Genomic DNA, 12,532 nt, shown 5'->3' on the forward strand with positions numbered 1-12,532 from the left:
CTTTGCCGCAACTATTTTTTTTGCGCAAAAAAGAGGATGCCCAAATGGACATCCTCTTTTCACTCGTTAATGGATTAGCTGATGGAAACGATTTTAACGCTCATTTCGCCGCCAGGTGTCATGATCGATACCTTGTCACCGACCCTTTTCCCCATCAGGCTTTTTGCGATAGGGGAATCATTGGAAATCTTCCCTTCGAATGGGTCGGCTTCAACGCTTCCTACGATGGAATATGTTTCTTCGTCACCATCAGGAAGTTCCACGAATGTTACCGTCTTTCCAAGTGAAACCGTATCTGTATTCGAATCATCGCCTTCGATGATCTTTGCGTTGCGGATCATATTTTCAATCGTTGTGATACGGCCTTCTACGAAAGCTTGTTCTTCTTTTGCCGAATCATACTCGGAGTTCTCGGAAAGGTCGCCGAAACTGCGGGCAATCTTGATCCTCTCCACTACTTCTTTCCGTTTAACCGTTTTTAATTGCTCCAGTTCCTGTTCAAGCTTCAACTTACCTTCATTAGTCATTGGATATTCTTTTTCAATTGCCAAAACCCTTCACTCCTTCAAATTCTTTATGCCAAGTTTATGTACTATACAGGTCTCAACTCGAAAAATACTTGAGTCAAACTATATAAGTGCGAGACTTTAAAAGCACGCACAATCGATACTAAGAAACAACCGTTCTTTAGTATATGAACCGACTGCGATGAGCAGCCGGTTCGTTCTGTATCAAGAATAGATTATTGCGTTTTCCAACATTTGTCCAGTATTTCCCCCTAAATAAATGGGATTCTTTCAAAAACGGAGGAAAAAGGCACCTATCATTATTTATGCTATGTTATTACAAAAAAGACTTTTGTTCAAGGATTGTTTGAATTTTAGTCACCATGAGATCAATCGCGACATGGTTTTGTCCGCCTTCTGGAATGATGATGTCGGCATAGCGTTTCGTCGGTTCGATGAACTGGTTGTGCATCGGGCGGACGACGCTGATATATTGATCGATGACGGATTCGATCGAACGTCCGCGTTCTTTGATGTCTCGGGTCATCCGGCGGAGTATCCGCAGGTCCGCATCCGTATCCACATAGAGCTTCATGTCCATCAGGTCACGGAGACGTTCATCCTCCAGCACCAAAATCCCTTCAAGGATGATGACATCCTGCGGTTCGACGGTGATGACCTCCTCCGAACGAGTATGGATCGAATAGTCATAAACGGGTTTGTTTATCGTTTCATAGCGCAGCAAAGCGTTAATGTGTTCAATCAGCAAGTCATTGTCAAATGCCAGCGGATGATCATAATTCGTTTTCAACCGCTCTTCAAATGGCAAATGGCTTTGATCTTTATAATAATAATCTTGTTCGATCATCAAGATCGAGTGTCCTTGAAAGAATTCGAAAATGGAACGGGTCACACTTGTTTTCCCTGATCCCGATCCTCCTGTAACGCCGATGACCACTGGTTTTTTTCTTGTCATGTCAATTCTCCTTCCGCATCATATTGTTCACATATACTCGATCATCTACTTGAATGCGGACAATTTGAAGCGGATGGCGAGCTGCCTCCAGCTCTTTGCCTGACTCATCCCAGATCGTTCCGATTTTTTGTGTAAAGTTTCCGATTTCCGGCCCAAAAAACTCCACTTCATCTCCAGGCTTGAAGAAATTTCGCTGCTGCATGGTGGCGATTTTCGTTTCCTCGTCATAAGCGAGCACCAATCCAGCGAAGTCGAAGCGAGTCTTTACGGTATGATTCCCGAACATTTGTTGTTTATACCCAGGAATTCCCCCTTCCATGAAGGATGAAGCCGTCTCACGATTTGCACACTTATCGAGCTCTTCCAGCCACTCCTGCTTGATCGTGAAATGGTCGGGATCGGCGCAATACGCATCAATGACCTTGCGATAGACGCTGATTACAGTCGCAATATAATGAATCGATTTCATTCTTCCCTCGACCTTTAAGCTGTCAATGCCGATTTCGATCATGCCTGGCAAGGATTCGATCAGCTTCAGGTCTTTCGGGCTCATGGCGAATGGGGCATCTTCTTTTTCGAATAAAGCCTTTTCCCCGTCTTGATCCAACTCATATAAATCGTAATCCCAACGGCAGGACTGGCAGCAGCCGCCGCGGTTTGAATCACGGGCCGTCATATGGTTCGAGAGCGTGCATCGTCCTGAATAAGCAATGCACATGGCACCATGGACGAAGGCTTCGATTTCAATATCGACTTTCTCCTTCATTTCACGGATTTCTTCAGCGCTTGTCTCACGGGCCAGCACGACACGCTCCAAGCCCTCCTCTTTCCAATACTGTACCGCCTTCCAGTTTGAAAGGGATTGCTGCGTGCTCAAGTGGATTTCCACGTTCGGGGCGACTTTTTTGCACGTCTCGATGATCAGCGGGTCGGCGACGATGATGCCATGAACGCCAGCCTCCTGAAGGCCCGCCAAATATTCTTCAAGCCCTTCGATATTTTCATTATGGGCAAAGATATTGGTCGTTACATATACCTTCGCACCATACTTATTCGCGAACTCGACGCCCTCTGTCATTTCCTCAAACGTGAAATTGCCGGCATTGGAACGCAGTCCATATTCCTGACCGCCAATGAAAACAGCATCTGCGCCATAATGGACGGCTATTTTTAGTTTTTCCAAGTTGCCGGCAGGGGCCAGCAATTCAGGTTTTTTAACAATGACTCTTTTTCCATCCACGATCCTGGAAATTTTATCAGCAATAGCATTCAAGGCTATTCCTCCTCTTTCTCTTACCCTTTTCTTTAATAAACCGACTCTTTGAAGAAGAATCCTGTATCCAGCTCCCGGTTAACCGGCTGAACCGCTTTGACTTTTTCGTAAAGCTCCCATTTCGAATCTTCATACCGGTCGGGATCTTCTGCACATAGGTCTATCGCTTCCCGGTATAGCCTTGTCATTTCCGTAATATATTCAGGAGTTTGCAGCAATCCTTCGATTTTGAAAGAATCGATTTCCGCCTCCATCAATTCCTGCAGTTCATCAATCATGCACATATCATTCGGGCTCATGATATGTGTGCCATTTTCATCTTCATAAATCGGATATTTGTTTTCCCGTTCCGTATCATGCAAGAACATATTTCTGCTTTCCTTGCGATTTTCCACTTCCAGATCCTTGCCTTGATATTCAAAGTAGTTTCCTAGAAGCGTACGCTTGGACTGGAATATGCAGGTCATGCCGTGCACCTGCACTTCAAGCTCGACCTCGGCATTTTCCTTCATTTCAATTATCTCGTCCAAACTTATTTCACGGGCAGCGAGGGCGCGGACAGCACCGCGCTGTCCCCAATAATTACAGGTATACCAATTCGTCACCGTCATCTCCGTGTTCCAATGCAATGGCATTTCAGGAGCAACGGCACGGACTGCCATCAGGACTGCCGGATCACCGAATATGATCCGGTCTGCGCCGGCTTCTTTAAGGAATGTGACGTAGTCCTCAAGCTCGTCCACCTTTTCATTATGAAAGATGGCGTTCATCGACACGTATGCCTTCCTGCCTGCGGCATGGGCGATTTCTATCGCTTTCTTGACTTCCTCACGGTTGAACTCTCCTGCCAGCCTAAGAGCGTACCGCTGCTCGCCAATGACGAAGGCGTCAGCACCAGCATCGATGAGCTCTGCGATATGCTTGAGGCTTGTCGGTGTCACGAGTAATTCAGGCTTTTTCATTTTTGTCACCTCTATGTTTACTTATGGCTACACCATCACCAATCGGCAATATGACGGTATCGAAATGAGGATGGTCATGCAGCCATATGTTAAAGTCCCTGATTTTTTTGATGAGAGCTCGCTTGCGTCTCGTCATTTCCATTTCTTCAATGTTTTCTGCAACCAAGCCCTTAAATAAGACATTATCAGTTATGATCACTCCAGCATGGGCAAGGAACGGCTCAAAAAGTTCGAAGAAGCGCTTATACTGCCCCTTGGCAGCATCCACGAAGATGATATCGAATGGTCCGAGTTCGGCTACTTTCGGCCCGGCCTCAAGAGCATCGCCTTCAATGAGGGTGATCCTATCATTCAGTCCAGCTTTCTCGATATTGGCCCTTGCCTGTTCAATACGGGCTTCATTGCGTTCAAGCGTCACGATGGTTGCTCCTGGAAGGGTTTCTGCCATCCTTATCGCGGAGTAGCCGATTGCCGAACCAACCTCCAATATCACACGCGGCTGATGAAGCCGTAAGATCTGAAGCAGCACTTCAATGCCTTCCGGCTCCATGATCGGCACATTATTTTCCAATGCGAAATCTTCCATCTCCTTGATCAGTCCCGTACGCTCCGGAATCAAGGAATGAAGATATGGTTCTATTTTTCCGTTCAAGATGTTTCCTCCAATTATAAGAAAAACGAAAGCGTTTGGTCAGTCCAGGCAATATTATGAGGTTTGAGTGCCTGCAAGTCATCACCTTGGCCTGAAGCAACTATGCTCGACGAGCTACCTTTCCTTATCTTTCAAAATAAAACCCGGCATTCGCCGAGTTACTGATCATCGATAATACGGATCCGAAAATTCACTTGTACTATTCTATCATAAAAACAAGGGGAAAGTAATATCTCTCCCCTTTCGATGCGGTGCTTTTATTTATTGGAAATATGCTCTGCTTTTTTAATATTATGGTCATCCAGGTTTTTGGAGTATAAGACTTCTCCTTCCGGTGTGGCCAGGAAGTAGAGGAAATCCGTTTTTTCGGGTTTCAATGCAGCTTCGATCGATGTCGTTCCTGCATTGGCAATCGGTCCAGGCGGCAGCCCCTTATTCTTATACGTATTATACGGGGACTTCACCTCCAGGTCTTTATAATATACCCGGCTTTTATGGGAGCCTTTTGCATACAGCACGGTAGGATCGGTTTGAAGCGGCATATCCTCCTTGATCCGGTTGTAGAAGACGGAGGCTATTTTTCCCCGGTCAACTTGAGCCGTCGCTTCTTCTTCTACAAGCGAAGCGAAGGTCAGCATCTCGTGCACGGAATAATCATCCTTTTCCAACTGCGGTTTATATGCCTGAAGGGTTTCATCCGTTTTCTTCAGCATCTCGACAACGATCGATTCCAAGTTGGGTTTTTCCTCATAGAAGTCGTAGGTTGCCGGGAAAAGATACCCTTCGAGCGGATATAAAACCTTTTCATTTTCGATTTCGGAAGTCAATAGCTCCGGGAATTGTTCCTGCATCGACTTAACGAATTTCTTATCATTCATTTCCTTGAAGACTTTTTTCGGGTCTTGCCCCGTCTTGACCGCAATGATGTCGGCAATTTGGACAAGCTGCTTCCCTTCGGGGATCGTGATCTTCAATGCCGCTTCTTTCATCAGCTTCCCGGTTTTGATGCTTGTGACGATATCTTCGATCGGCATGGAGGGAGATAACTTATACTCTCCTGCCTGAAAACCGGATTCATTGCGGAATTTAATATAATATTTGAATACACGTGCGTCCTTGATTATTCCCTGTTCCTCAAGCAATGTTGAAATGCCGTTCACGGAAGAGCCGATAGGGATTTTCACTTTCTTGATGGTATCATCATCAGGGTCGACGGGCTTCATGGCGGAATTAATATATAAGAACCCCACGAGACCAACGATCCCGATTAGTACTATAAGCGAAGCGATCGTAATCATGATGATTTTACGAACAAGCCTTGCTTCTCCTTGCCGTTCCAACAATTTCATTTGAATATGTTCCTTTTTAGATAAATTATGATCTTTTTCATCCATTTTCATTCCCCCTGCAAACTCACACCAACTACAGAATGGCTTCTAGATGATGCTTTCTCTAATTAGACTTTGCTTCGAACATTATACTAAAACCAACAAAAAAATACATGTTTTTTGTGAAACTACATTCATAATTACGCTATTTATGGCAAAAAAGCACTGTTTTTGTCTTTAATCAGGAAATAGTGAGAAGATTTCTGCTGCATTCGATTTTTCCACTTTTATGGTAGACATTTCATCCCCGAACCGGAATAATCTTATCATAGGCTTTATTTGAAAGATAAGGAAAGGCGGTGCAAGGAGTTGGAAAATTCTTATTTTGTCGGGTGGGGGACGTTGGCCCTCATAAATGCAGGACTGGCTCAAGGGAAAAACAGAACGGCTTTGAATTGGTTCTTGCTCTCATTATTTTTAGGTCCTTTAGCGACTTTTATCCTTTTATTTGCAGAGAAAAGATAAGTATTCATTGAATTCACGAGTCATGTGCTTCCCCCCACAGCAATAACCGACAAAACAACAAAACTCACGAGTGTGCAACGATATCTCATCCTTTTTTCGAGTGGTAATGGAACCTAAAAAAAGATGCCGCCTGCAAAATACAGACAGCATCTCCTTCAAGTTGCCTGGTTTCATAAAAAATCCAGGTCAGTATTCTTATTCTTCTTCGGCTTCTTCCTGGTCTAGGAATGTGTTTAGCATTTCTTCGACTAGGTCCCACTCTTCTTCGGTTTCGATCGGAGTAAGCTCACCGTCTTTATTATCTTCGCTCGGTACGAATGAAGAAGCGTGGATTTCAATCTCTTCTTCCTCATCTTCTGCTGACATTGGATAATAAAGGACATAAGATTTGTTGAATTTATCTGAATCGAATGTGAAAAGGATTTCGCAAAGCTGCTCGTTTCCGTTTTCATCTACTACTGTAATGTTGTTTTCGCCGTGTTCCATTTGCATTCACCTCATATTGAATTTGTTTGTCTGTCCAAGAACCCTTGCAGAATCATGACAGCTGCCATTTTATCAATGACTTTCTTACGTTTGCTTCGGCTCACGTCCGCCTCAAGAAGGACACGTTCAGCCGCCATAGTTGTCAACCGTTCATCCCAGAGAAACACAGGCAGCTTGAATTTTTTTTCTAATCGCTTGGCGAAATCTTGGCTGATCTCGCCTCGCGGTCCTACAGTCCCGTTCATATTTTTAGGTAAACCGAGGACGATTTTAGAAACTTCGTGCTCTTTTATAATTTCATTGAGACGTTTAAAGCCGAAGTCGTTTCCAGCTTCGTTGATTTTGATCGTTTCCAAACCTTGTGCAGTCCAGCCCATCGCGTCGCTTACGGCGACGCCGATGGTTTTTGAACCCAAGTCAAGCCCCATTGTGCGCATTAGAATTCCTCTCGTTGTTTCTTAAGATACGACTTGACCAATTCTTCGATGATTTCGTCGCGTTCAAGCTTACGGATGATGTTTCGTGCATCCATATGGCGCGGGATGTAAGCTGGGTCACCGGATAATAGATAACCGACAATCTGGTTGATCGGATTATACCCTTTTTCCTGAAGTGCAACATATACTTGAGACAATACTTCTTGTACATCTCTTTCGAATGGTTCCTCGGGAAAATTAAATTTCATCGTTTTATCAAACGAACTCATTAACATGCACCTCTCCTCAGCGTCCAGAATCCACTATTACCTACATTGTACAACACTTTTCATGGATTATGAAATCGTTAAGACCCATTCTTCAACAAAATTAAGTGCTGCATCCAGTTTTTCTGGGTCTTTTCCGCCGGCTTGGGCCATATCCGGACGGCCGCCGCCGCCGCCGCCGCAACGTGAAGCCACTTCTTTAATCAATTTACCTGCATGGAAACCGCGGTCGATATAGTCTTTCGTAACACCTGCAATCAAGTTGACTTTATCGCCTTGTGCCGATCCTAATACGATGATGACAGAATCAAGCTTTTGTTTCAAATCATCCGCCATGGCACGCAGGTTATTCATATCCGTAGCTTGAACCTTGGCCACGAGTACTTGTACCCCATTGATTTCTTTCACGTTTGAAACAAGGCTTCCCGCTTCAATATTACTTAATTTGGCAGTCAGGCTTTCGTTTTCACGTTGTAGCTCCTTCACATCAGCCAAGACCGTTTCGATCCTTGAAGGAACATCCTTCAAATTCGTTTTCAATTTAGCTGCCGCCTCTTTCAGGATGCCGATTTGATCCGTCATCAATTGGTATGCACCAGCACCCGTCACCGCTTCGATCCTGCGTGTGCCCGCACCGATCCCGCTTTCGGAGACGATTTTGAACAAGCCGATCACCGCCGTATTCGGGACATGCACGCCCCCGCAAAGCTCTAGGCTATAATCACCGATCTGAACGACACGGACGACCTTGCCGTATTTCTCGCCGAACAGGGCCATGGCGCCCATCGCTTTAGCTTCGTCAATATTTTTATAGTCTGTATTCACTTGCAGGCTTTGCCAGATCTTTTCATTTACAATCGTTTCGATCCGCTCTATTTCTTCGGCCGTTATCTGTCCGAAATGAGAGAAGTCGAAGCGAAGGCGTTCAGCTTGTACGAGCGAGCCGGCCTGATTGACATGTGTACCGAGAACATCCTTTAACGCCTGATGCAGCAAATGTGTCGCGGTATGGTTTTTGGTGATATGGATACGGTTTTCTTGATTGACTGCAGCTACGATATCGGAATCTGTCGTTAAAGTACCGGCAACGACCGTTACACGGTGCAGGTTTTGACCATTAGGGGCCTTTTGAACATCATGGACGTCCACTTTCAAGGATTCACTTGACATCGTTCCTTTATCCGCTATTTGTCCGCCGCTTTCCGCATAGAAAGGAGTTTTGTCCAGAATGACCTGCACTTCCTCCCCTTCCTGTGCCTCTGTGACAAGCTCGCCATTTTTTATGATGGCCGCAACCTTTGCATCGACCGCAACTTGATCATAGCCGACAAATTCACTTTCGACCTTGATATCTCCCAATACTCCGCCTTGGATTTGCATGGAATCCACATCTTGACGTGCTGACCGTGCACGTTCACGCTGTGCGTCCATTTCTTTTTCGAATCCAGCTTGATCGACCGTCATGCCTTCTTCCTCGGCATATTCTTCCGTTAACTCGATCGGGAAGCCATATGTGTCATATAAACGGAAGGCATCACTGCCAGGAATGGTCGAGTTTCCTTTTTCCTTTTCCTTTTTAATGACCTCTGACAGGATGGCCAATCCATCATGAAGGGTTTCATGGAAGCGTTCCTCTTCATTCTTGATTACTTTTGCAATGAAATCTTTATTATTGAGGACCTCAGGGTAGAAGTCTTTCATGATTTCACCAACGACCGTCACCAGCTCGAACATGAATGGACGATTGATGTTGATTTGCTTCGCATAGCGAACGGCCCTGCGGAGCAAGCGGCGCAATACATACCCACGGCCTTCGTTGGATGGAAGGGCTCCGTCCCCAACAGCAAATGCCACCGTACGGATATGGTCGGCGATCACCTTGAAGGCAACATCCTTTTCTGCATCGACACCATATTTCACATCGGCAATCTCCTCGACTGCACGGATGATCGGCATGAATAAATCTGTATCATAGTTCGTCGGTACATCTTGAACGACGGAAGCCATACGCTCAAGCCCCATGCCCGTATCGATGTTTTTCTTTGGAAGCGGTGTATAAGAACCGTCCGGATTATGGTTGAATTGGGAAAACACAAGATTCCATACTTCTAGATGACGTTCGTTTTCCCCGCCTGGATATAGTTCCGGATCATTTGGATCATCTCCATATGCTGGTCCGCGATCGTAGAATATTTCCGTGTTGGGACCGCTTGGACCTTCGCCGATATCCCAGAAGTTTTCTTCAAGGCGGATGATTCTTTCAGCAGGAACACCAATTTTTTTATTCCAGAGTTCAAACGCTTCATCATCTTCAGGGTGGATGGTCACCGCTAATTTATCTTTATCGAAACCAATCCATTTTTCATCAGTCAAGAACTCCCAAGCCCATGTGATGGCTTCTTCTTTGAAGTATTCACCAATCGAGAAGTTACCCAGCATTTCGAAAAACGTATGGTGGCGTGCCGTCTTTCCGACGTTTTCAATATCGTTTGTACGGATCGCTTTTTGGGCATTCGTGATCCGCGGATTCTCGGGAATCACCCGTCCATCAAAATATTTCTTTAATGTCGCCACCCCGGAGTTGATCCAAAGCAATGATGGATCTTCATGAGGAACCAAGGATGCACTCGGTTCGATGTTATGGCCTTTTTCACTGAAAAAATCTAAATACATTTGGCGGATTTGAGCACCAGTTAAATACTTCATATGTATATCCTCCTTTAAGGTCTTGTCATTTTTGAGCACACAAAAAACCCCCATCCCAAAACAGGGACGAGAGTCAACTCGCGGTACCACCCTGATTACGGACGCAGGAAATCCTATGTCCATCACCTTCATAAAAGCCTTAACGCGGCATGACGGCAGGTATTAGCTGCTCTCGGGACTAGCTTTCTGCCGCTCTTCACCTGGCCATCCCTCTCAGCCTAGGGGATGCCTCTCTTCTTGGTGGACTTCAGCATACTTCATCCTTCAACGAATTATCTTATGTAATGGATTATATTCACAAGACTTTTATTTGTCAATAAGCGGCGGCTTCTTTCTAAAATGAACGCGGGCATGCAAAACAAAAACTTTCAGCACAGCCAGAATCGGAATGGACAGGACCATCCCCGTGATGCCGCCGATTTCGCCACCGGCCAGTAATGCCAGCATGATGAAAAGCGGATGCATATGGAGGCTTTTGCCGACAATTAACGGAGACAGCACATTTCCTTCAAGGAATTGGAGCACGACCACGATGATTGCAATGATCACCACCATTTTCACCGATATCGTCGCAGCAAGGATCACGGCGGGAATGGCGCCGATGATCGGACCGAAGTACGGTATCACGTTCGTAACCCCGATGATTGCACCCAATAGCAACGGGTAATCCATTCCGACTATCCAGAAAAGCAGCGAGGATAACAAGCCGATCACGGCACAAACGATGATTTGACCGCGAATGTAACTGCCAAGCGACGCATCGACGTCACGGACGAAGTCCCGTCCTTGCTTGCGCCATTTTTTCGGTGTCATATACCAGGCCATTTTTTTCAAGGCGGTGAAATCCTTCAGGATATAAAATGCGATGAAGGGAATCAAGGCGATCAGAACGATGAAGTCGATCAATTTCACGGCATACTCCATCGCTTTTTCAGGCATACGCTTCAACCAGCCCTCGAACAGGAGAATGCCTTCCTCCACCCTTTCATGGATCCCGAATGGCCAAGCGGCGGTTTGATGATTCAGATTATCTATCCGGCTCCGGTATTGTTCAACCAGTTCCGGCACGCTTTCCGACAGCTCCCGCACCTGACTGACCATCACCGGTATACCTTTATACACGGCAAAGCCGATTCCACCGAAAAACAATAAATAAATGATCGTAATCGAAAGCCAGCGCCTCATCCCTTTTCCCTTTAAATATTCAACTACCGGATGCAGTAAGTAACTGATGAATGCGCCAATCAAAAAAGGGATCAGCACCGTCACACATACAGTGACAATCGGCCCCCATAAAGGTTTGAGTTTCATGAAAATATAAATGACGAAAAATAAGAGCAGCAAAAAACCGAGGCGATAAAACCACTTAACACGAATACCCACTTCAAAAACACCTCCCGCTCGTTTATTCTTCGAAAGGCGGCGGGTTTTCATACATAAAAAAGAGAGTGTCCTGATGAGGACACCCTAGCACACGTCATAATAATGACTTTAATCTTTTACGGATTTTTTTCATGCTCCGTTTAAGCATCTTTGAATTCATCATGTCCGAACCGAAGTTCATAAGACTATTGCGTGAACGTTTAGCCATACCAAACACCTCTTCCAATAATCACATACTGAAGCGGCGGTCATTTTCTTCAAACAAATCGTCCAATGAGCTTAAGCTTCCATCTTCCTCGACCTGGTGCGTATTGATGAGCCCTTCCGATAAGGTCATCTCAATAAAACAATTCCAACAATAATATTGATTCACGCCAATTTTCCCCACATCTTTGCTGCGGCAATTCGGGCATTTAATTTCCAAAATGGACACCTCACTGTTTATTAACTGAAACAATGATGGTATCCTTCCCAAACGTAGGCGGCTGTTTTGACTCGATCACTGTGGGCTCCGAAAAAAAACCATCCGTTGTTTCATACGCTATAATCGTGCCCATTTTTTCCCTGAAGTATACATCCTGCAGTAAACCAAGCTCCTCACCCATTTCCGAAAAAAGCATCCGTCCCAGTAGCTCGTCCTTGGTCAGGCAGATGGAATTCGAGGGAATTTTCCTCATAGGCGAATCTTTGAGCTCGATGACGATCCCGTCTTGTCCGAAAGATCGTATGTCGGTTAAAAGCAAATGGAAGGCTCTTTTGAACAATGCTTGCTGATGAATGACCAAGCCTGTTACCTGACCCGATCCTGAAATCGATAAATCATGGACGGTGCCGATCCGTTCTCCGTTAATCGTGAAAACCGGCATCCCTTTCAATAAAGAAAACGTCCGCAAGGTCATCCCGCCTTTCCGAACATTTTTATTATTCCTTTCAGCATGAAAATAGATGTGCTGAAAGGTTTTCCATTGTCGGTTCGCTTATGGGACGGCAAAAAAAGCACCCCATTTGTCTGGGGTGCAAACCATGTCCATG

13 protein-coding genes are annotated in these 12,532 nt (G+C 45.3%); all 13 read right to left on the reverse strand.

Going from position 1 to position 12,532, the window contains the following annotated elements; all coding sequences use genetic code 11:
* Positions 1-74: 74 nt before the first annotated feature.
* Entirely contained in the window at positions 75-551 is a 477-nt protein-coding gene (greA, locus tag QNI08_RS00220; protein ID WP_285765433.1) for a transcription elongation factor GreA, read from the reverse strand.
* Between the two features lie 292 nt (positions 552-843).
* Positions 844-1,482, reverse strand: a complete 639-nt coding sequence (udk, locus tag QNI08_RS00225; RefSeq protein WP_285765434.1) for a uridine kinase — start codon at positions 1,480-1,482, stop codon at positions 844-846.
* Position 1,483: 1 nt separating this feature from the next.
* The gene (locus QNI08_RS00230; RefSeq protein WP_285765435.1) at positions 1,484-2,755 is read right to left on the reverse strand and encodes a peptidase U32 family protein; all 1,272 of its coding nucleotides are present in this window, start codon (positions 2,753-2,755) and stop codon (positions 1,484-1,486) included.
* A 32-nt stretch (positions 2,756-2,787) separates the two neighbouring features.
* The gene (locus QNI08_RS00235; protein WP_285765436.1) at positions 2,788-3,717 is read right to left on the reverse strand and encodes a peptidase U32 family protein; all 930 of its coding nucleotides are present in this window, start codon (positions 3,715-3,717) and stop codon (positions 2,788-2,790) included.
* On the reverse strand, positions 3,704-4,372 hold the full coding sequence (locus tag QNI08_RS00240; protein ID WP_285765859.1) for an O-methyltransferase: 669 nt from the start codon (positions 4,370-4,372) through the stop codon (positions 3,704-3,706). The genes QNI08_RS00235 and QNI08_RS00240 overlap by 14 nt, the downstream gene beginning before the upstream one ends.
* A 254-nt stretch (positions 4,373-4,626) precedes the next feature.
* The gene (gene mltG, locus QNI08_RS00245; RefSeq protein WP_285765437.1) at positions 4,627-5,769 is read right to left on the reverse strand and encodes an endolytic transglycosylase MltG; all 1,143 of its coding nucleotides are present in this window, start codon (positions 5,767-5,769) and stop codon (positions 4,627-4,629) included.
* 648 nt (positions 5,770-6,417) lie between these two features.
* On the reverse strand, positions 6,418-6,708 hold the full coding sequence (locus tag QNI08_RS00250) for a DUF1292 domain-containing protein (protein WP_034308630.1): 291 nt from the start codon (positions 6,706-6,708) through the stop codon (positions 6,418-6,420).
* Between the two features lie 11 nt (positions 6,709-6,719).
* Positions 6,720-7,145, reverse strand: a complete 426-nt coding sequence (gene ruvX / locus QNI08_RS00255; protein ID WP_064463555.1) for a Holliday junction resolvase RuvX — start codon at positions 7,143-7,145, stop codon at positions 6,720-6,722.
* On the reverse strand, positions 7,145-7,414 hold the full coding sequence (locus tag QNI08_RS00260; protein ID WP_285765438.1) for an IreB family regulatory phosphoprotein: 270 nt from the start codon (positions 7,412-7,414) through the stop codon (positions 7,145-7,147). Before QNI08_RS00260 ends, ruvX begins: the two co-directional genes overlap by 1 nt.
* A 66-nt stretch (positions 7,415-7,480) precedes the next feature.
* Positions 7,481-10,117 carry an alanine--tRNA ligase gene (alaS, locus tag QNI08_RS00265; protein WP_285765439.1) on the reverse strand — a complete coding sequence of 879 codons (2,637 nt, stop codon included), beginning with the start codon at positions 10,115-10,117 and terminating at the stop codon, positions 7,481-7,483.
* A gap of 306 nt (positions 10,118-10,423) precedes the next feature.
* A complete protein-coding gene (locus QNI08_RS00270) occupies positions 10,424-11,500 on the reverse strand; it encodes an AI-2E family transporter (protein ID WP_285765440.1) in 1,077 nt (358 codons plus the stop codon).
* 229 nt (positions 11,501-11,729) lie between these two features.
* Complete coding sequence (locus QNI08_RS00275) at positions 11,730-11,918, reverse strand: hypothetical protein (protein ID WP_285765860.1); 189 nt, start codon at positions 11,916-11,918, stop codon at positions 11,730-11,732.
* Between the two features lie 16 nt (positions 11,919-11,934).
* Complete coding sequence (locus QNI08_RS00280; RefSeq protein ID WP_285765441.1) at positions 11,935-12,393, reverse strand: PRC-barrel domain-containing protein; 459 nt, start codon at positions 12,391-12,393, stop codon at positions 11,935-11,937.
* Positions 12,394-12,532 lie beyond the last annotated feature (139 nt).

Source organism: Peribacillus folii, from assembly GCF_030271255.1.
GTDB lineage: Bacteria > Bacillota > Bacilli > Bacillales > DSM-1321 > Peribacillus.